The organism is Hyalangium sp., assembly GCF_035629615.1.
Classification (GTDB): Bacteria; Myxococcota; Myxococcia; order Myxococcales; family Myxococcaceae; genus Hyalangium.
Genome location: NZ_DASPHO010000392.1, coordinates 20,374 through 40,081, shown reverse-complemented (window position 1 = coordinate 40,081; position 19,708 = coordinate 20,374). Strand labels below are relative to the sequence as shown.

Annotated in this window: 14 protein-coding genes; 6 read left to right on the top strand and 8 right to left on the bottom strand. The window is 68.5% G+C overall.

Features of this window, described 5'->3' with window-relative positions; genetic code table 11:
- Positions 1 to 116 precede the first annotated feature (116 nt).
- Positions 117 to 1,670 (top strand): ChaN family lipoprotein, encoded by a 1,554-nt coding sequence (locus VD972_RS20185; protein WP_324989403.1) that lies wholly within the window; start codon positions 117 to 119, stop codon positions 1,668 to 1,670.
- 16 nt (positions 1,671 to 1,686) lie between these two features.
- Here VD972_RS20185 and VD972_RS20180 read toward each other — a convergent pair whose 3' ends face one another.
- Complete coding sequence (locus VD972_RS20180; RefSeq protein WP_324989402.1) at positions 1,687 to 2,253, bottom strand: MmcQ/YjbR family DNA-binding protein; 567 nt, start codon at positions 2,251 to 2,253, stop codon at positions 1,687 to 1,689.
- Between the two features lie 34 nt (positions 2,254 to 2,287).
- Positions 2,288 to 3,322 carry a hypothetical protein gene (locus VD972_RS20175; RefSeq protein WP_324989400.1) on the bottom strand — a complete coding sequence of 345 codons (1,035 nt, stop codon included), beginning with the start codon at positions 3,320 to 3,322 and terminating at the stop codon, positions 2,288 to 2,290.
- A 73-nt stretch (positions 3,323 to 3,395) separates the two neighbouring features.
- Between VD972_RS20175 and VD972_RS20170 the strand changes: the two genes are divergently transcribed.
- The 3 genes from VD972_RS20170 (at position 3,396) to VD972_RS20160 (ending at position 9,764) form a co-directional block, all read left to right on the top strand.
- Complete coding sequence (locus VD972_RS20170; RefSeq protein WP_324989398.1) at positions 3,396 to 4,979, top strand: acyl-CoA carboxylase subunit beta; 1,584 nt, start codon at positions 3,396 to 3,398, stop codon at positions 4,977 to 4,979.
- Positions 4,980 to 5,242: 263 nt separating this feature from the next.
- Positions 5,243 to 7,858, top strand: coding sequence for an HYR domain-containing protein (locus VD972_RS20165; RefSeq protein ID WP_324989396.1), 2,616 nt, complete (start codon positions 5,243 to 5,245; stop codon positions 7,856 to 7,858).
- A gap of 82 nt (positions 7,859 to 7,940) precedes the next feature.
- The gene (locus VD972_RS20160; protein WP_324989394.1) at positions 7,941 to 9,764 is read left to right on the top strand and encodes a CsgG/HfaB family protein; all 1,824 of its coding nucleotides are present in this window, start codon (positions 7,941 to 7,943) and stop codon (positions 9,762 to 9,764) included.
- On the opposite strand, the gene VD972_RS20155 is transcribed toward VD972_RS20160, so the two are convergent.
- Positions 9,741 to 12,056 carry a hypothetical protein gene (locus VD972_RS20155; protein WP_324989392.1) on the bottom strand — a complete coding sequence of 772 codons (2,316 nt, stop codon included), beginning with the start codon at positions 12,054 to 12,056 and terminating at the stop codon, positions 9,741 to 9,743. The two genes, VD972_RS20160 and VD972_RS20155, sit on opposite strands and share 24 nt — an antisense overlap.
- A 37-nt stretch (positions 12,057 to 12,093) precedes the next feature.
- Between VD972_RS20155 and VD972_RS20150 the strand changes: the two genes are divergently transcribed.
- Entirely contained in the window at positions 12,094 to 12,840 is a 747-nt protein-coding gene (locus VD972_RS20150) for a CsgG/HfaB family protein (protein WP_324989390.1), read from the top strand.
- Between the two features lie 4 nt (positions 12,841 to 12,844).
- On the opposite strand, the gene VD972_RS20145 is transcribed toward VD972_RS20150, so the two are convergent.
- The 4 genes from VD972_RS20145 to VD972_RS20130 all read right to left on the bottom strand — a co-directional run bounded on the left by VD972_RS20145 (position 12,845) and on the right by VD972_RS20130 (position 17,557).
- Positions 12,845 to 14,116 carry a tetratricopeptide repeat protein gene (locus VD972_RS20145; RefSeq protein WP_324989388.1) on the bottom strand — a complete coding sequence of 424 codons (1,272 nt, stop codon included), beginning with the start codon at positions 14,114 to 14,116 and terminating at the stop codon, positions 12,845 to 12,847.
- 232 nt (positions 14,117 to 14,348) lie between these two features.
- Positions 14,349 to 15,710 (bottom strand): PKD domain-containing protein, encoded by a 1,362-nt coding sequence (locus VD972_RS20140; protein ID WP_324989386.1) that lies wholly within the window; start codon positions 15,708 to 15,710, stop codon positions 14,349 to 14,351.
- Positions 15,711 to 15,846: 136 nt separating this feature from the next.
- On the bottom strand, positions 15,847 to 16,929 hold the full coding sequence (locus VD972_RS20135) for a hypothetical protein (RefSeq protein ID WP_324989384.1): 1,083 nt from the start codon (positions 16,927 to 16,929) through the stop codon (positions 15,847 to 15,849).
- Between the two features lie 163 nt (positions 16,930 to 17,092).
- Positions 17,093 to 17,557 (bottom strand): tetratricopeptide repeat protein, encoded by a 465-nt coding sequence (locus tag VD972_RS20130; RefSeq protein WP_324989382.1) that lies wholly within the window; start codon positions 17,555 to 17,557, stop codon positions 17,093 to 17,095.
- A gap of 98 nt (positions 17,558 to 17,655) precedes the next feature.
- Here VD972_RS20130 and VD972_RS20125 point away from each other — a divergent pair, with 98 nt between their 5' ends.
- Complete coding sequence (locus tag VD972_RS20125; RefSeq protein ID WP_324989380.1) at positions 17,656 to 18,243, top strand: hypothetical protein; 588 nt, start codon at positions 17,656 to 17,658, stop codon at positions 18,241 to 18,243.
- Positions 18,244 to 18,318: 75 nt separating this feature from the next.
- On the opposite strand, the gene VD972_RS20120 is transcribed toward VD972_RS20125, so the two are convergent.
- A complete protein-coding gene (locus VD972_RS20120) occupies positions 18,319 to 19,692 on the bottom strand; it encodes an HTTM domain-containing protein (protein ID WP_324989378.1) in 1,374 nt (457 codons plus the stop codon).
- Positions 19,693 to 19,708 lie beyond the last annotated feature (16 nt).

The window sequence follows — 19,708 nt, the reverse complement described above, 5'->3', positions numbered from 1 at the left end:
ATGGCGATGGTCCTTTGCCACTGCTGGTGAAGTCAAGGAAGGGGGGTGGGCCGAGAACGCCGTTTTTTTGCCGCCCCTGACGGCACATGAGACGTTGATCAGCGCTTCTCCCTTCCATGCGCGCGTCGCTCGCCCTCCATCTCGCACTCTTTCGCCGGCAGAAGGCACAGATTGCCCGTGCCGTCGACGGCCAGACGTCCGCCTTCCGCGCCTACGAGGCCCGGTACCGGCGGCGGACGGCCAGCTACCGCCACGCGCTCCCCCTCTCCGCAGTCCACCAGCGGGTCCGGGCCGCGGACGTGGTGTACGTGGGCGACTACCACACCCTTCCCCTGGCTCAGGAGACGTACCTGGGGCTGGTGGAGCGGGCCCTGGAGTCGGGCCGCCGGGTGGTCATGGCGCTCGAGTGCGTGGAGGGGCGGCACCAGGCCTCGTTGGATGACTACCTGACAGGGCGTCTGCCTGAGCGCACACTCCTGGAGCGGCTCGGCCGCGCGCCGGGCCCTGGGCTGGACGGATGGTCCGGCTTCCGTCCCCTGCTCGCCTTCGCCCGGCGCCACCGGCTGCAGGTGGTGGGCATCGATCGGCGGGTCCAGGGGAAGCGCTCGCTCGAGCTCCGGGACGCGTATGCGGCGGAGCGCATCGCGCGGGTGGCACGAGCGGAGGATCGGCCGCAGGTGCTGGTGCTGGTGGGCCAGTACCATGTGGCGCCCTGTCACCTGCCTGCCCAGGTGGAGCGAGCGCTCGGAGAGGCACACGCCCGGAGCGGGCTGGTGGTGTACCAGAACTGCGAGGGCGTCTACTGGCGGCTCGCCCGAGAGGGCCAGGCCGGAGCGGTGGAGGCCGCGGAGCTGGCGGATGGCTCGCTCTGCCTGCTCAACGCCTCACCGGTGGTGTGCCAGCAGAGCTTCCTGGACTACCTCGAGGCCGAGGCGGGGGATGCACCTCTCCGGGATCGAAGCGCAGCAGAGCGCTTCCGGGAGATGGCGAGCCTGATCGCGCGGCTGGCGGGCGTGCAGGTGGGCCGTGCCCTGGAAGAGGTGGAGGTGGCGACGGCGGCGGATGGGGATGTGCTGGCGCGCATCCAGCAGCGCGGCCGGTTCACGCAGACGGAGTTGGCGCAGCTGCGGCGGCACATCCTCTCGCGGGAGAGCAGCTACATCCCCCGGGCGCGGATGGCGTACCTGGCGTCGCTGTCGCTGAACCACGCGGCGGAGGAGGCAGCCCACTTCGTGCGGCACTGCGCCGTAGGGGACGCGATGGAGGTGCCCCGGCGGGCGTCCGAGGCGTTCTACGCGCGCTGCATGGAGGAGGCGCTGGGCTTCTTCGGCTCGAAGCTGGTGAACCCGCGGCGCGGATGCGCAGGGCTGGCGGAGTGGGCCCGGCGGGTGGCGCGGATGCGAGGAGTGGAGCGGCAGATCGCGGCGTTCGTGCTGGCGCACAAGGCGGCGGAGTCCGAGGGACCGGACGAGGCGGTAAAGCTGCTGCCGCTGCGGCGGGACCGGCTCTTCCACGGGGTCAGCCACGCCCTGGGGTACCTGCTCGGAGAGGCGCTGTACCGGGCGTTCGACACGGGCCGGGTGGAGAAGGCGGAGATTCGCGCCCTCTTCCGAGACCCGCTACCGGATCCCCGAAGCACCTACTTCCAATGGGTGCACCGGCTGAGCTGAGGCCTCGAGCCGTCTCTCAGCGCACCTGCTTCGCGCGCGTCCCCGCCTGCTTGCGGGCCGCGGGCTTCTTGGCCGCCGCGGGCCTCTTGGGTGCTGCTGCCTTCTTGGAGCTCGCGGCCTTCTTCGCCGCCGCGGGCTTGTTACGCGCTGAGGCTCCCTTGGCACTGTCCTTGGCCTCGTTCCTCTTCGGAGCGCCCTGCCCCGCCGCCACCGAGCTGCTGCCGAGCTGGTCCACGAGCTTCTTCGGGGCGACCGCGCGGTAGCTCTCGTCGACCCACTGGCGCAGCATCTCCATCGGAGGCTTCTCGCCCTTGGCGAAGCTGGCCGAGACCCAGCCGCTCTTGCCCAGGCCGTACCCCGTGGGCGTGGCAAACGGCATCATCAGCGCCGCCGAGTTGGACTGAGGCAGCTTCACGGAGAGCCCGAGCCCGCCCCCTTCATGTCCCATGAAGAGGAAGGCCTTGCCCTTCACCTTGAGGGCGCGGTGGCCCCACGGCATGTCCTCGTGGGCACCAGGGTAGCCGAGCGCGAGGTCACGCAGGGCCAGCTCGTACTTGTTGTCCAGGCTGTTGGACTGAGACATGGATCTCCTCGGGTGGAGTCGGTGAGGCGCGCGCCTATCTAGCGGGATTCCCCCCGTCCGGCGAGCCCCCTCGGACGATCTGGAACCGCAGGGCCTGGGAGCGCAGGGCCTCCGAGTCCCGACTTCCCAGCGCATTGGGCACGTACCAGAAGGCGCCTTCGGCGGAGAGAGCCCAGAGCTGATACTCGCCCACGGGGATGGACGCGAGCGGCGTCACCCCCGCCAGGGCCACCGGGATGACAAAGAGCTGCACGCTCGTGGCGGAGGCCTCGCGCGTGACGTCGCCCTGTAGGAGGGTGACGAAGGGCACCGGGTTGATGACGAGGGGCACGATGACCTGCGAGGCCCCACCATCCGTCTGCAGCGGCACCGCCTGTCCTGGCCGGGGCACGAAGCGCAGGAAGAACTGGGGGAACAGCTCCGGCACCCCATCCCCGTTCAGGTCATCCGCGCTCCCATCTCCATCCGCATCTCGCAGCCGGACGAAGAACCGCGCCTCCTCCCCTCGCAGAAGCCCCAGCCCATCGGCCTCCACGTTGAGCGATGTGAGCGCCAGCGGCGAGTCCGGCACCGTCACCACGCCCCCATCGGTCCCCTCCCCCGTCACCCGGAAGGCGGGAGGCCCATGGTGCATCCGTCGGGTGAGCATCAGCTCCCGCTCCACGAAGCTCCCCGCTGGAACCTCCACCTCCACTCCCGCCTCCGACACCGAGTCTCCGGCGCCAGGCTGGGCGAGCACATCCACGGACAGATCCACGTCCCCGTTCACATCCAGGAAGCCCCACAGCCGGTAGGGCCCCGGAACGAGCTCCGCAAACAGGAACCGGGAATCCCCGGCGCTCCGCCGCAGCTCGGGAACGGCAGTGACGGAGCGAGGCGTGGCCGGCCCCTTGGGAGGACCCTCGCCCGGAGCGAACAGGAACACGTACGCGTCACCCCGAGGGCTGCCGGACCCCACCACCTGCCCCTCGAGGCGACCGGACTGTCTTCCGGGAACGCCCTCCTGCGGGCACCCACCGAGCACCAGGCAACAGGCGAAGAGGGCCACGCGTGAGGAGTTCACGGACACGCCTCACTCTACCCTTCCGGTTGCCCCCGCAAGGGGGTTTGATTCGGGAGTCAACCTCTGGGAGTCCGCCGAAATGAAGATGAAGGATCGCGTGGAGAAGCTCGCCGAGCACCGCCGCCGCAACGAGGGCATGGGAGGCCCCGAGCGCGTCGAGCGCCAGCGCGCCAAGGGCAAGCTGGATGCTCGCTCGCGCCTGACGCTCCTCTTCGATCCGGGAACGTTCGAAGAGCTGGGGCTGCTGGCGGCGCACCACGGCAACCTCCCGGAGGAGGACGAGGCAGACAAGCCCTCCTCGGCGGACGGGGTGATCACCGGCACGGGCGAGATCGGCGGCCGCCCGGTGGCCGCGGCCATCTACGACTTCACGGTGTTCGGCGGATCGATCGGCGAGATCGGCGAGCGCAAGGTCGCCCGGCTGAGGGATCTGGCACTCAAGAACCGGATCCCCATGGTGTGGCTGGTGGACTCGGGGGGGGCTCGGCTGGACGCGTCCGCGGGGATCGATCCCCGGCGCATCGCGGGCTTCGCGGACACGGGCTACCTCTTCCGTGAGCAGGTGGTGATGAGCGGGGTAGTCCCCCAGGTGGCGGCGATGATGGGACCGGGAGCCGCGGGCACCGCGTACATCCCGGCGCTGGCGGACTTCCTGCCCATGGTGAAGGGGACGAGCTCGATCGCCATCGGCGGCCCGTACCTGGTGGAGTCCGTGGTGGGCGAGAAGGTGACGGAGGAGGAGCTGGGCGGCTCCAAGGTGCACAACGAGCTCTCCGGCGTGGCAGACGCGGAGTACGCGGACGACAAGGCGTGCATCGAGGCGGTGCGCGAGTACCTGTCCTTCTTCCCCTCGCACTGCGAGGACAAGCCGCCGCGCCGGCCCTCGTCGGATCCCTTCGATCGGCGCGACGAGGAGCTCCTGAAAGTCGTGCCGGACAGCCCGCGCCAGGCGTTCGACATGCACAAGGTCATCCTGTCGCTGGTGGATGACCGGAAGTTCTTCCCGCTGAAGCCTCGCTGGGCGCGCAACGTCATCACGGGGCTGGCGCGCATCGACGGCTACCCGATGGGCATCGTGGCGAACAACTCGATGTACCTGGGCGGCATCCTGGACGTGAACGCGGCGGACAAGGCGGCGCGCTTCATCAACCTGTGCGACGCCTTCAACCTCCCGCTGCTGTTCCTGCAGGACGTGCCCGGCTTCATGGTGGGCACCAAGGTCGAGCAGCAGGGCATCATCCGCCACGGGGCGAAGATGATGTACGCGGTGGCGAGCGCCACCGTGCCCAAGTTCACAGTGGTGGTGCGCAAGGGCTACGGCGCGGGCTACTACGTGATGAACGGGCGCGCCTTCGAGCCGGACCTGCTGCTTGCCTGGCCGGGAGCGGAGATCGGGGTGATGGGGCCGGAGGGCATGGTGTCGATCGCCGCGCGCAAGCTGCTGCAGAGCGCGGAGAGTCCCGAGGCGGCTGAGGCCCTGAAGAAGGAACTGGCGGAGAACCTGCGCCAGCACATCCGCATCGAGCGCACGGCCGCCCTGGCGATGGTGGATGACGTGGTGGATCCGCGAGACACACGACGGCTGCTGGCTCGGGCGCTCAAGCGCACGGCGAACAAGAAGGTCGAGCGCCCCTTCCGCCGCCGGGAAATCTCACCCGTCTAGCCCCCTGGAAGTCCCAGGAGACAACCTGCGCCCATGTCAGGCTCTCTGCTCCTCCTGGGCTGAATCCGTGCGCTCGATTCGAAGAAGTTCAGCCCAAACAGCTAAAAACGAGCTGAAGCCGAAAAAGAGGGAAGTCCCTTCTTTTTCCCAAGATCCAAGCAAGCGGGTTGTTCCAAGATCCTCTGAGCCCCGCGGTCCGCGGGACTGGCTCGTATCTGAGCCCCGCAGTCCGCGGGGCAGGCTCGTAGCAGAGGAGGCGTGACATGAACCATGGACGCGACAGTCGGGAGACACAGGCTCAACGAAGCCTGGTCTTTGTCGCACTGGTGGGGCTGACGCTGGGATCCGCTTGCGACGTTCCTGGCGGAGCGGAGGAGCTCAACGACCGGAACACGGACAACTTGGAGGGGGTCTGCGAGGTCGTCCCTCCCTTCACGCCGAACTTCGAGCCGGAGCTGCAGTGGGCGTGGACGGGCAGCTCCGTCCTCCCCGAGTTCAACCAGGTGATGATGACGCCCGCGGTCGCGGACGTGAACCAGGACGGCACCCCGGACATCATCTTCAGCTCCTTCCGCGACATCCCCAATGACGACTTCGACTGGCGCGAGGGAGTGCTGCGCGCCATCAGCGGCAGCGATGGGCACGACCTGTGGGCCGTCACGGATCCGGCCCACCGCATCAAGGGCGCCGCCAGCATCGCCGTGGGCAACATCGACGGCGATCCGATGGTGGAGATCTGCGGCATCCCGATGAATGGCCGCGGCATCATCTGCTACGAGAACGACGGCACCTTCAAGTTCCGCTCGGCCGAGGACGCCTTCGACTACAACGAGTGGGGGGGCCCCTCGCTGGCGGATCTGGACGGTGACGGCACCGTGGAGATCCTCGACGGCAACCGCGTCTACAGCAACACGGGCGCGCTGAAGTGGGTGGGCTCGGATGGCATGGGCGGTGCGCAGCACACCGGCCCGGTGTCCTTCTCGGCGGACATTGACGGGGACGGGAAGCAGGAGGTCGTCAACGGCCGCTCCGTGTACCGGTTCGATGGCAGCCTGAAGTGCGCCAACACGAACGTTCCCCAGGGTCTGTCCGCGGTGGGCAACTTCGACGGCGACATCAAGGGTGAGATCGTCGTGTCGGGCCACGGCAAGGTGAGCCTGCTGGATGACGACTGCTCGCTGAAGTGGAGCGTGAACATCCCCGGCGGCTGCGTGAACGGCTGCGGCGGTGGGCCCACCTTGGCGGACGTGGACAATGACGGCCTGCCGGAGATCGGCGTGGCGGGCGAGAACGCCTTCACCGTCTTCGAGACGGACGGCAGCGTGAAGTGGACGAGCGCCATCCAGGACTGGAGCTCAGGCAAGGCCGGCGCCACCGCCTTTGACTTCGACCATGATGGCCGCATCGAGCTCGTCCTCGCGGACGAGGTGTCGCTGCGCATCTACAACGGCGCCACGGGAGCGGTGCGCTGGCAGACGCGCCACAGCTCGGGCACGACGCACGAGAACCCGGTCATCGCGGACGTGGATGGCGACTTCGCCGCGGATCTGGTGGTGGCAACCAACGATCTGGCGTATCCGCCGTACCACGGCATCCGCGTGTACCACGACTCGCAGGAGGGCTGGGCGCACACGCGGAAGATCTGGAACCAGCACGCCTACGCCGTCACCAACGTCAACAATGACGGCAGCATCCCAGCCCACCCGGCGAGCCACTGGCAGCAGCCGAACCTCAACACCTTCCGCTCCAACGTGGCGGGCTACCTGGGCGACGTCTCCTACGCGGCTTCCGATCTGGTCGTCGTTGCCTCCTCCGTGTCCCTCGCATGTGGTGAGGAAGGCACCCTCCTGCTCAGCGCGCGTGTCAGCAACCAAGGCTCCTCCGCGGTCGCCGCGGGGCTCAAGGTCGCCTTCTACCGTGGCAACCCGGCCTCGGGGGGCACGCTGATCGGGGTGGCCACCCTCGTGGACGCCATCGCCCCGGGCGCGAGCGTCCTGGCCTCCGTGACTTCTGGAGCGCTTTCGGGCGGGAGTGTCGAGCTCTTCGTCGTGGCGGATGACGACGGCACGGGCACGGACCGGGAGACTGAGTGCGACGAGGCCAACAACAGCGTCTCCACCACGGTGGAGCTCACCTGCGAGCCCCCGCCGCCGGCCAACCAGCCACCCGTAGCCCTCTGCAAGGACGTGACTGTCAGCGCGGATGCCCAGTGCGGGGCCAGCGCCAGCGTGGACAACGGCAGCCACGATCCGGACAGCCAGCCCGGGCCGTTCTCCATCTCCGAGTCGCCCCCGGGCACGTTCAGCCTGGGCAGCCACACCGTGACGTTGACGGCCAACGATGGGGCCGCCACCGCGCAGTGCGTGGGCCACGTCACCGTGGTGGACACCTCGAAGCCCGCGGTGAGCTGCCCGGCTTCGCGGACGATCGAGAGCTGCGCTCCGAATGGTGCCCAGGTGTCCTTCCAGACGCCGGCGACGGACAACTGCGGCCCCGCGCAGGTCTCCTGCTCGCACGCCTCCGGCTCCACCTTCCCAGTGGGTCAGACGGCCGTCACCTGCTCCGCTTCGGATGGCTCCGGTAACAGCGAGTCCTGCGGCTTCAACGTGACGGTCCAGGGCGATAGCACGCCGCCCGCCATCACCTGCCCCATCTCGGTGGACGCATCGATCAGCCTCGGAGAGATCTCCATCATCGTCCAGTTCGCCGTGTCGGCCACCGATAGCTGCGGCCCGGCGCAGGTCACCTGCAGCCATCCTCCCGGCTCGCTCTTCATCCCGGGCCTGACGCCCGTCACCTGCACCGCCACGGATCCTTCGGGCAACACGGCCTCGTGCAACTTCGGTGTCCGGGTGAGCCTCGACCTCTCCCTGCCGTAGCAGGCGGGGGCTCGAGGGCCCTTGCACCGGCTGCGCGAGCCGGGTGATACCGGGGCTGCTGTCTGCGTCCCCGAGAGCCCGAATGTCACGCCTCCTGGCCTTCTTCCTGTGTGCCCTGCTCCTCCCGGCTGCCTCCGTTCGCGCGGAGAGCACCGGGACCAGGCGGATCGTCGCCGTCCTCTACTTCGACAACAACACCGGGGATGCCTCGCTCGATGTCCTGCAGAAGGGCTTCGCGGACATGATGGTCACGGACCTGTCCTCCGTGGAGCAGCTCCAGCTCGTGGAGCGAGAGAAGCTCCAGCAGATCATCGACGAGCAGAAGCTCCAGCGGACGAAGTACTTCGACAAGAAGACGGCGGTAAAGCTCGGCAAGCTCGTCGGCGCGCAGTACGCGGTGTCGGGCTCGTTCCAGTCCATGGAGCCGGAGCTGCGCATCGACATCAAGATGTTCGAGCTCCTCACGGGCAACGTCCTCGTCACCGGCCAGGTCGTCGGCCTGAAGAACAAGCTCTTCGAGCTTCAGCAGCAGCTCGTGTCCCGGTTTGTCACCGGCCTCGAGCTGAAGCTCCCCCACGCGCCCCGGCTCAGGAGCCGGGCCCCGGACGTGGACACCCTGCTGAGCTACTCCAAGGGCATCGATCTGGTGGATCAGGGCAAGCTCGAGGAGGCTCGCAAGCAGCTCGCTGCCGTCGTCAGCAAGGCGCCCACGTTCCTGCTCGCACGGGAGCGCCATGAGCAGATCCTCGCCCGGCTCAAGGCCGCGGAGGCAAAACGCAAAGAGACGCTCACGGGCACGAGCGACTCGCTCGGGCAGCGTGCCGAGCAGTTCCTCCAGTCCACGCAGCAGGCCGGGCTCGATGAGGATGGGTCCGCCAGGCGCCTCGGCTACCGGCTCGTCCGGATGCGGTACCTGCTCCGCATGCTCCGGCCCCACCTGGCCAAGAGCTACCCGTACGTCATCCTGCCCGGCCACGAGAGCCAGGGCCTCGCCCTGCTGCAGCTCTGGCGCGAGCAGGCGCGGGCCTATGTCCAGGAGAGCCGAGAGCACTTCCGCCGGTTCCAGGTGCTCCTGGAGGGCTTCCCCCGCCTCCCGAGCTCGACCCTGAAGCTCCTCCCCGAGGACGAGGAGCTCCTGCGTGTGGCGAAGTATGGCTCACTGTCGTTCGACGATGAGGCGACGCTCTCCGTGGCGGAGTTCATCCTCCTGGGCCGGACCCGGGGCGACGCCGAGTCTTTGGAGATGGGGCCCACGCTCGCGGATCTGGATCCCACCGCCATGGCGGAAGGCCTCCAGCTGATGGAGCAGGCCCTCAAGGAGGCCGAGGCCACCTCGCCCAGGGAGCAGGAGTTCCGCGTGCGGCGGGTGCTGGAGCTCCATGGAGATGCGCTCCAGCTCCGAGGCCACGTGGAGGAGGCCATCGCGAAGTGGCAGATGATCCTCGATCGCTTCCCCACCTCGAGGGCCTTCCCGCAGATCAGCGACAAGATCAAGACTGCGCTGGGGGTGGGTCCCAACCAGCGCGACAACGCGGGGAAGCAGTACAACGTGGCCCTGGCCTCCTGCGAGTTCAAGGGCATCCGCGAGGGCTTCGATCACGAGACGAACCGGCGCATGAGGACCCAGGGCTACAAGGCGGCGCGCGAGATGTACCTCGAGCTGGAGGCGAAGTGCGGCCAGGAGAAGGAGGCCAGGTGGTACCTCCGGACCCTGCTCGTCAGCGCCAGCATGGACGCCGCGCGCTCGGGGGACTGCGACACCTTCCACGCGCTCTCCCCTCGCTTCCTGGAGCTGAAGGGCAGCCAGAGCGATCTCGACGGGTATCTGAAGAACCATATCCCCCACTGCCGCCGAGAGCCGGAAGCGGGGGCCGTGAGCCCGTCAGCGCCTGCGCCAGCTCAGTAGCCGTGCCGCAGCCACCGTGCCGAAGACGAGCACCGTGAAGGCCGCGGTGTAGCCGAGGAAGACGAACCAGCCCGTCGTCGCCCCTGGGATGCCCACCGAGGGGCTGAGCTCCTGGAACTGGGCCCCAGAGAAGAAGCCGCACGCCAGGCTCACGGGCAGGAAGACGAACACCAGCAGCCCCACCATCCGATCGAACTGGTCCCGCTTGTACTGGTCCAGCTCCGAGGCCTGATCCTTCATCGCCGCCACCGTCTCCTGCAGCCCGTGGATCGAGTGCCACGCGAGGTAGCGCGCGTTGAGATCCGGATCCTCACCCACGCGCGAGTGCCACAGCGAGTTGGTGAACATCATCACATCCGAGCGGACGCTGCGCGCCGGCCGCAGGCTCTGCCAGCGCGAGGTGCGGTAGCGCTGCTCCACCTCGGCCATGCGCCGGCTGATCTCGAAGGCCGAGTAGCGCTGGCCGGTAGCGAGCAGGAAGAGGAGGAAGTCCTGATCGCACCGGAGCGGCGCGCCCTCCTCCGCATCGAGCAGCAGCTCCAGCCGGGCGCCCCCCGTGGGGGTGAGCCAGTGCTCCGTCTCCCCCGCCGCGTCCCTCAGCACCCGGCGGCTCTCCGATGCGGCCTCCGAGGGCAGCCGCTCCAGCGTGGGCACCGTCCCCGAGGCCAGCGCGTGAAAGAGCCCCTGCATGGCGCGCGAGTCGTCCAGCATGGAGGAGCGGCTGCGGGAGATCCGGTAGGCGCCGTAGACGAGCCACCGCTCCGATCCGAGCGGCTCGAGCCAGGGACTCAGCTCCTTCATGGGCGCCAGCTCTAAGAGCGTCCGCCCCTCCGCGAGCGCCGCCTGCTCCTGGGCGAGCGCGTACAGAGAGATCTCCTCCGTCCGGGGCCGCTCGATCCAGACCACCACGAGGCGGTTCGGGTAGACGGAGACGTGGACGGTCTGCCCCTCGGCCGACAGCTCATGGTGCGCCACGTCCGCCTCCTGGGAGTCCCCCAGGAAGGACTGGATCACCGCGGGGTGGAAGGTGCCCGCCTGATCCGAGAGGTTGCGGCGGCGGAACCCTCGCGACAGGAGCTCCCGCTCCGGCTGCTCCCCCTTCCACAGGAAGGGCCGGGCGTAGACAGTGTGGGCCCGGAGGACGGGGACGTTGCGGCCGACGTTGAAGCGGCTCCAGAGCGCCTCCCACAGCTCCCGGCGCGTCAGGCGGGTGCCGGCGTACGGCGGCGCGACCAGGGTGGCACGGCCTCCGGCGCTGGTGTAGCCGTCCGTGTACCAGGGATCGGAGTAGTCATTGGGCTGGTGCTCGAAGCGCCGAGTCCCTCGGGCCCGAGGGGAGCCGTCCGGCAGCCGATCCCCCTCCAGCGTGTCCAGCTGCTGCGCCAGCCCCACCAGGGTGCCGGCCCGCTCCGGCGCGAGCGTGAAGGTGTGCCGGTAATAGGCCGTCTCCAGCTGGGGAGCGTGGATGGCCATGAAGTCGAAGCCCTGGCCGTAGTGGGTGTGCTCGGTGTCGGACCGGGCCAGGAGCTTCAGCACGGAGACGTCCTGGAACGAAGAGAGGAAGAGCGCGTCCACCCGCCTCACGGGAGCGTCCTTCGCCTCGGCGAGCGGGATGTCGAGCTGCACCCGCTGGGCCCGAGACAGCTCGGCGCGGTACAGCAGCGCGTCCGCCTTCAGCCGCCGGGAGACCGGCGAGGGGATGAGGGCGTCCGGGAGCCTCGTCAGCTCCGAGGGAGAGCGCACCGCCTCCAGCACGGCGGCCAGCAGCTCGAGCACCTCACGGGCAGGCCGGCCCTTCCGCGAGGGCCAGAGGCGCAGAGCCCCGTAGAACACCGGCCCGAGGGCCCGCTCGTACTCTCCCGCCAGCTCGGTCTGCCCCTGCTCCCAGGCGTCCACGTACTCGCTGAGCGCCTCGGCTCCCTCGGGGAACTGGGCATGGAAGAGCCGGTACATGGCCAGCAGGGCCGCCACGATCCCATCCAGGGTGGCCTCGTGGATGCGCAGCACGAGCGGTCCGGTCACCCCCTCGGTCTCCTGCCGCTTCAGCTCCAGGGCGAAGGCGTCCAGCTCCGCTCGGGCCATCAGCACCACGCTGGTGGAGGAGCGCGCCGCGCGCCGGGCCCACTGCGGCAGCTTCCAGGACAGCATGCGTGGGTGGGCAGGCATGGCCTCGCCTCGGGCCCCCACGGTGAGGAACAGCTCTCGTGGACCGGGCTCGACTCCCGGTGCGGGCTTCTCGGTGCTCCACTCGACCTGGCCTTCTCGGGACAGGAACTCGATCGCTTGTCGCAACCTGGAATCCATCGGGTTGCAGCATACAGGCGCACCCGTGCCAGAATCGCTCTTCGTGCGTGCCCTGCTCTCTCTTCCCCTGCGCCTCCTCTGTCTCTTCCTGGGGCTGCTCGCCCTGCCCGCCCTTGCCGCGGCCAAGCCCACGGTGGCGGTGCTGTATTTCGGGTATGGCGGCAAGACCCCCGAGCTGGAGGTGCTCAAAAAGGGCCTGGCGCAGATGCTGATCACGGATCTGTCGGGCTTCGGGACCGTGACGCTCGTGGAGCGGGATCGGCTCCAGGAGATCATCGAAGAGCTGGACCTGGGCAAGTCCCAGAAGTTCGACGCGGCCACCGTCGTGAAGATCGGCAAGCTGGTGGGCGCCCAGTACCTGGTGGTGGGCGACTACTTCGACCTGCTGAGCTCCCTGCGCATCGACGCCAGGGTCATCGACATGAAGACGGGCCAGATCGTCCGCTCCCTGGGAACGCGAGGCAGTGCGGACGAGTTCTTCACGCTCGAGCAGAAGCTGGCGCAAGACCTCAACAAGGTGCTCGAGGAGCTCGTCGCCACGCTCCCTGAGCCATCCGATCAACCCGCCCCCAAGCCCGCCGGCAGCTTCGGCGCGCCCCAGCCGGCCTTGGCGCTGAAGCTCACCGCGAGGACAGCGCTGCGCTACTCCCGGGCGCTCGACGCGAAGGACCGCAAGGACGTGGAGACGGCGAAGAAGGAGCTGAAGGCGGTGCTCGAGGAGCAACCGGACTTCACGCTCGCCTCCATGGATCTGGCCCGCTTGATGAAGTGAGGCCTCATGGCCTGCAGAGGATGGCGGCCTGGGAGGCACCCCGCTCGCGGGCGCGGCACCACGCGGCCTTCGCGCGCTCTCGATCGGCCGTGGCCTCTTCCTTCTTGCCGGACGCCTGGGCCGCCGCAGCCCTGGCCGCGTAGGCGTGCCCCAGGAAGAGGGAGGGCTCCGCGACGTCCGGAGCCAGCTCCGCCGCGCGCTCCAGCAGGGGCACGGCCTCGCCGACGCGCTGCTGTTGCAGGTGGATGAGGCCCAGGTTGAAGCGCGGCTTCCAGAACCGTGCGTCCAGCTCCGCGGCGCGCTGGTAGTGCGCCCTGCTCTCCTTCAGATCCTGGGCGAGCGCCGCCATCCTCCCGGCCAGGTTCTCCGCCGCCGCGAAGCCCTGGCACTTTAGCGCCGCGCTCATGGCCGCCGCATCCGGGTGGCCCGCCGCGAGGCTCGCCTTGGCCACGTAGAAAGCCCCCTCCGGGCGCCAGCGCTGACTCCAGGCCCGGAGCGCCTCGAGGGCCATGGTGGCCTCCTGGGCCCGTGACGCCTCGGGAACCCGGTCCGAGACCCTGGGAGCCACCTCGAGCAGCGCCGCGAGCGCCGGAGACTCCTGCTCCTGACAGGCCACCGGCGGCGGGGGCTCTCCGTTCTCCGCATAGAGCGCGTCCAGCTTGCCGCGGAGCTGGGAGGTCTGATCAGAGGCCCGGAGCGCGAGGACCCCCAGGCCGATGACGACGGCCATGAGAAGCCCCCCTCCCACGAGGGCCATGCGCTTGCTGTGCGAGGGAGCGGCCTTTGGCGGTGGTGCACCGGGAACCAGCTTCTCGGAGGACGCAGCGGGCGCCGGAGTCTCAGGCGCTCGGGCGTAGCTCTCCTTGTACCAGCTGAGGATCGCGACGAGCGAGTTGAGGCTCGTCACCGCCTCCTCGAGCCCGACCTTGACGCCGGCCTCGTGGAGCCCGCCCGAGTGATCGTGCGAGCTGAGGTTGCCCCAGGCCTGCACCGTGCCCATGTGGGCCAGGATGTTGGTGGGGATCAGCCCGGCGTAGCCCTGCTGCCGGAACTTGCTAAGGAGCTCGTCGAGCATCGCCTTGCCGGGCGTCTGCTTCATCTCGACGCTGACCAGGGAGCGCAGGAGCATCTCGACCACCAGCCGCGCGTTCTGCAGCACCCCCTTGTAGTCCTGGTGCCTGGCCCGGGCGGTGAGCGCCGTCAGATCATCCCGGGCCCTCCCGAAGTATGGCGTGAGCTGCTCGAGGCGCTTGAGCAGTGGCTCCAGCTCGGTCATCACTCCCCCTCTCTCTCGCAACGTACCATCGTTGACGCGCTGCGCAGAGGGCGAACACGGCGGCGGAGCGAGCCCGAGAGCCCGAGGGCGCTACAGGTTCGGCAAGAGTGCGCCGTCGGGGAGGCCTCGAATCGGTTCAGCAGAGCTTTACCGTGAAGCGTGGGAGCGCGGGACGGCCGGCGCGGGAGGAACCATCCGCTGACGGGAGCCCCGCACCGACTCGGGCACTCGCCTACCGCGAGCCTGGCTTGGGCGGAGCGTTAGGCTTGCGATCGTCCGTCGTGCCAGGCGTGGCCATGGGGCCCTCAGGGGGCGGCCCGGGATCCTTTGCAGACGGGTCGCGCTTGTCCTCCTGCGCCGCCGCGGCCTGCGCGGCCTGGTACTTCGCGTTGATCTCCGCGAACTTTCCCTGGCGCTCCAGCGCCCACAGATCCTCGTCCGTCACATACGGCCGGTTGAGGATCTTCCGTGCGGCGACGATCTTCGCCTTGAGCAGCGGATCCGCGACGGGGTTGCTGTTCTCCTTGGTGGGCTTGGGCGGCGGGCGCATCACGGAGAAGGCGCCACGCGCCGGCAAGCCCTCCGAGTCCTTGCCCTCCACGGAGTGCTCCAGCGAGAAGACGTCCGCGTCCTCGTTCGTGTCCAGCTGCACCTCGAACTCGAGCCCCTTGCCTGGAGGGATGATGCTCGATCCCAGCAGCGACGAGGGCTCCACCCTCTGCTCCTGCGCCAGCCCCGTCGGGTTCATCCGGTGCTTGAAGAGCACCGCGCTGTGGATGAAGACGGGCCGCTCGCGGGAGTGGAAGAGGCGGACCTTCTGCCGCACCACCCCATCGCTGCCCAGCTCCGGGAAGCGCGGCGTGAGCTGCACCAGCAGCGTCACCACGCCCTTGGTCGCCAGATCCTCGTAGGCGGGGTTGATCAGCTGCAGCGAGCTGCGCCCTCGCACCGGCTCCTCCCCATGGCTGCCGTGCACCTTCACCTCGATGAGGAGGTGGGAGAACATCGCGTCCTGCTTGCGCCCCTCATAGTTGTGGGTGACATGGGGCACCTGGGTGGTGAGCGTCTCCCCGTCGCCAAAGGTCCACTCGTAAGAGCGCGGCTTGAACGGGAGGACCGACACGTTCCCCGGCGGCGGGTTCTCGATGAGCTTCACCTCGAAGTCGAACTCGCCCCAGGTGTTCGCCCGGAGGTTCGAGGTGATCAGCGCCATGCGCGTGGGCTTGCACGGCTTGACCGTGAAGGCAGGCACCTCCACCTTCGTCATCACGTTGTCCTTGCCGAAGGCCACCACCTCGAGCTTCGGCTGCTCGCCATCATCCGCGATCCACGAGCGCACCGGGACACTCGGACCCAGCCGTCCGCCGATCGTGTAGTGCAGGAAGGCATCCGTCCCATCCGGGGTGTGGGCCCGGACGGTGATCAGGTTCTCCTCGCCCTCGCAGACCTCGGTCTTCTCGACGGTGATCTCATCGATCACCGGAGCGGCCGGGTCCGCCTGGGGCTCGGGAGGAGGCTCAGGCGGGGCCTCGGCAACGGGCGTGGGTTGCGGAGCAGGAGCCGGGGGGGCCTCCGCCAGCTTCGGACCGGGCATAGCCGGCGGTGGAGGGGGGGCCTCGGCGGGAAGAGGTTCCTCCCGCCACAGCCATGCCACCAACGCCGCCAACACGCACGCGCCGAGCGCGGCGGTTCCCGCCTTCCGTCTCCTGCTCTCGCTCACTGCTCAGTCCTTAGAACCAGCACCCGTAGACGTTGCCGCCAGAGTTCCACTGGATTGTGTTGGAGGTGTCGTAGGCCCACACGCTCACGCCAGCGCCCGTGTACGGGTGGCCGCTCCAGCCGCCGAGCCGATCCGGGCTGATGGACCGCGCCACCGTGCCACCGTTGTTCTGGATGTTGTTCCAGACGTTCCCGTCGTCGGTGTCGCAGCGGCCCGCCGCCATGCAGTTGCGCACCTGGCGGCCCGCATCGTCACAGATGTTCTCGAAGCAGGTGATCGAGGAGCCGACACCGCCCCAGAAGCCCAGGCCCGAGCTGCACTCGTTCTGCACCGAGTTGTAGAGCGAGTTGCCCGCCGTCGTCAGCTTGGCGTGATCGTACGTGTACGCATCGACCGCGCCGAGCCCCGCCTTGTACTGGGCGTGAGCGATCATCGTGGAGCACACCATGCCGTTGTTCCAGCCGGCGCCGCCGTAGTTCACCTGCTCCAGATCCCGGTACTGGTAGAGCACGTAGTTGAGCGGGCTGCCGTTCGGCCCCTTGTAGCGGAGGAACGTCTGGCCGCTGTTCTGCTTCGAGGTGACGGCCACCGTGGGCATGGAGTTGAGGAGCCAGTTGGAGACGGCCTCCCCGTTGGCGTTGAGGCCCGCGGTGTTCCGGCTGCGCTGGTAGCCCAGGTACTGAAGGTTGCCGCCGCCGCCGTAGAGGTACTGATAGATGGCGCCCTGGTTGATGCGTCCCGCGCCGGGGAAGCCCGTGGTCAGCTCACCCGCCTTGACGGGCGTGCTGCAGTAGGTGGGCCAGCCGTTCGTGCCGGGGGTGTACATCGTCTCGTGAGACACCATGCCGCCGGGCCCGTGAGAGAACATCGAGTGCGTCCGGTACTCGCCAACAGCGTCGAGCACCGCGGCGATCGGGCCGCCGCCACCGCCCCGGCTCAGCACAAGGCCGCCGTTGGGCACGTTCCAGCCAGCGGCGGTGCTCCCACACGCCACATCCGAGGTATCCGAAGCACCGGCAAACGCGGTCGACGCAGCAAAGGCAGCTGCTACAAAGACAGCGGTGCGGATGGACTTCACTACACGGTTCGACATGAGTCCTCCCTAAGAAAATCGAAGCGCGCGGATTGTGTCCCCTCTACACGCTCCCTGGCAAGGCGGGGAGCACCTCCGCGTCGAGCCATGTGTCGACAGGGTTATGAGGCACCCACCTCCTGTCCACAATGGCGGATGTTTCGTCTGGGATTGCTCAAAAATCTCAGCCTGGCCCACTCCCTTGGAGCACTTGAAGGAGCGTCTCGGCCTGCTGTCGCTGCTCGGGATCCGTCTCGCGCAGCGCCTTCTCCGCGTGCTCGCGCGCGCTCAGGGGATCTGTCTTCGCCAGCGCCATGGCCATGTGGAGGTTGGCGCGTGGGTGATCCGGATGGGCGGCCAGCACGGGCGTGAGGACCCGCTCGGCCTGTGCGTCCTGCTCGTTCTCCAGGTACAGCATCGCCAGAAAGCTGGCCGACTCTGGATCCACGGGGAGCTGTGTGTGAGCACGCTCCAGCAGCTCCACGGCCCGGGTGCGCTCTCCCGCCATCTCCAGCGCCAGGGCCAGGCTCCGCATGATCTCCACCGAGTCCGGCGCCTCCGCCCACGCCGCCTCCAGGAGCCTGCGTCCCTCCTCCACTTCCCCCCGCTTCAGCCGTGCCACTCCCTCATGGTAAAGGTCCGTTTTCACAAGAACTCCCCTCCTCTTTTCCACATCATGCGCATTTGTAGGCAACTCTGCCCCTACACTTTACGACAATTCAAGAAAGCCTTCCCCCAGAGGACTCCATGATCGTCCGAAATGATCGAGTCGCCCCCCGCCTCCCGTCGGTCTCCAGCCCTGAAGTCGCCGTGACGAACAAGCCCGCGGTGGCCGAGACGCCCCGCCCCTTCGCGCGCGACACGTTCGAGGGCCCCGCCGCGACGCAGCGCACGGCCCAGGTGGCTGCGGCGCCCGCGGGAGACCACGGCAAGCTGATGCGGGAGTACCTCACCGGTGCGCGTCCCCCGCCGGCCGACTTCGAGCAGGTGATGGGCTACAAGCCCTACAAGATCGACACGAAGCACGGGCCGCGGATGCAGGACCCGCACGGCGATGCGTCGGCCCCTGGCAAGATCGGCCCGGACAAGGAGTTCGACCCGGCGGCCAAGACGCACGACTACGGCTACGATCTGCTCCGGTACTACGAGCGCAAGGGCACGCCGCTCAGCGGCGACGCGCGCAAGGCCGCGGATGCGCAGTTCCGTGATGACCTCTTCAACTACGCCAACGATCAGAAGAGCTTTGGCTCTCGCTGGAAGTTCAAGGCCTGGGCGCAGATCTACGCCACTGCGGTGGAGCTGAACTCGCGCCGCCAGGGCTACGGCCCTCCCTGAGGCTGGACGGCCCGCGGCGGCTCCTAGAGCACTCCCGTGATCAGCACTTCGTGCTCCGCTACCGCCACCTGAGCCTCAGGGATCCTGCGTGTCGGCGACCTCGGGCGAAGGCTCGAAGACCACAGCCTCACCGCTCAGCGGGAGGATCCACTCCGCGTTGCCCACGCTGCGCTCCTGAGCGGCGAGGTTGACCTTCGGATCCACCATCGGCTGGGGCGGGCGGCCATTCAGCGACACCTTGACGTCCGCGTAGATCTGGACGCCCGGTCTCCCGTGGCGCTCGTTCCGGCGTGCGATCAGGTGTGCCAGCTGCAGGATCATGTCGGGCCGCGTCGTCATCTTCGTGTACTGCCGCCTGCTGAGGATGCGATCGAGATCGACCTTCCAGCGCTTGCCGCTTCCTGGATCGTACGCCTCGAGCCGGGCCTCCCCGCTCTTGTTGCGCAGCTTCATGTGCCAGGAGAAGTTGTGGCCCTGCTCGGTCCAGTTGACCTCGCCCGGATAGAGCCAGTGGCGCAAGGGCACCAGGCACTGGATCGTCAGCCAGATCCCGAAGAAAGCCAGCCCGGCCCGCTGCCACCGTTGGCTCTCGGCCACCTCCGCCCCTCCCTGGGGAGTGCGCCCAGGCAGCAACCGCTCGAGCCACTGGCGCACGGTCTGGGGCTCGAAGAACAGGGGCAGCGCGGCCATCATCAGCCACGGGAAGATGCCGATCCTGAAGAGCTGTGAGTTGGTGAGGTGGAACGCCACCGCCGCGGCGACGGCCCAGGGGCGTGAGCGCCGCCAGAGCAGCGCGGGGAACACAAGCAGATCGAAGGAGGTGCCGCCGAGCGCGAACAGCCGGGCCGTCCACTCCGTCTCGGCGAGGGGCGCGGTGAGCTCCCAGCTGCTCAGGAACATGGCGCCCGGCTTGCCGCTGAGCCAGTCCGCGTCGAGCTTGGCGATCCCTCCGAAGAAGTAGACCAGCCCCACCTGCGCGCGGACGAGCCACAGCATCCAGGCGGGCGCCGTCTCCCGCGGGCGCACGAGCCCCAGCCGCGTGTCCACCGAGAACGCCGCGCTCCCAGGCATCCAGATCAGCAGGAAGGCCAGGAGGCACACCATGTACATGTGGTTGAGGTAGTTCGTCTGGTCCAGCAGGAAGACGTAGGTGATGCCGAGCCAGAACAGCGGCGCTGCGATCCGGTAGAGCAGGCCCGCGGCGATGAGCGCGCCCAGCACTCCGAGCAGCGCGAAGTGCAGGTACATCCAGTCGCCGGGCCAGGGCTTGACCCAGTCGAAGCCGTAGTAGCTGAAGAAGAAGTCCGGCTTGATGTAGTAGCTCTTGATCCACCCCTTGGAGAAGAAGCGGAAGACCTCGACCATCATCGTGATGCCGAAGACGATCCGGAAGTAGGCCAGGGGCGCGATGTCGACCGGGGCGAGCAACCGGTCTCGTAGCGGGCTCATTGCCGCTTTGCTGAAC

Excerpts from the sequence above, each read along its gene's own strand:
- VD972_RS20125 (WP_324989380.1), top strand. The coding sequence starts at position 17,656 with ATGATCGTCCGAAATGATCGAGTCGCCCCCCGCCTCCCGTCGGTCTCC.
- VD972_RS20120 (WP_324989378.1), bottom strand. The coding sequence starts at position 19,692 with ATGAGCCCGCTACGAGACCGGTTGCTCGCCCCGGTCGACATCGCGCCC.
- VD972_RS20165 (WP_324989396.1), top strand. The coding sequence starts at position 5,243 with ATGAACCATGGACGCGACAGTCGGGAGACACAGGCTCAACGAAGCCTG.
- VD972_RS20140 (WP_324989386.1), bottom strand. The coding sequence starts at position 15,710 with ATGCCCGGTCCGAAGCTGGCGGAGGCCCCCCCGGCTCCTGCTCCGCAA.
- VD972_RS20170 (WP_324989398.1), top strand. The coding sequence starts at position 3,396 with ATGAAGATGAAGGATCGCGTGGAGAAGCTCGCCGAGCACCGCCGCCGC.
- VD972_RS20145 (WP_324989388.1), bottom strand. The coding sequence starts at position 14,116 with ATGACCGAGCTGGAGCCACTGCTCAAGCGCCTCGAGCAGCTCACGCCA.
- VD972_RS20180 (WP_324989402.1), bottom strand. The coding sequence starts at position 2,253 with ATGTCTCAGTCCAACAGCCTGGACAACAAGTACGAGCTGGCCCTGCGT.
- VD972_RS20160 (WP_324989394.1), top strand. The coding sequence starts at position 7,941 with ATGTCACGCCTCCTGGCCTTCTTCCTGTGTGCCCTGCTCCTCCCGGCT.
- VD972_RS20135 (WP_324989384.1), bottom strand. The coding sequence starts at position 16,929 with ATGTCGAACCGTGTAGTGAAGTCCATCCGCACCGCTGTCTTTGTAGCA.
- VD972_RS20185 (WP_324989403.1), top strand. The coding sequence starts at position 117 with ATGCGCGCGTCGCTCGCCCTCCATCTCGCACTCTTTCGCCGGCAGAAG.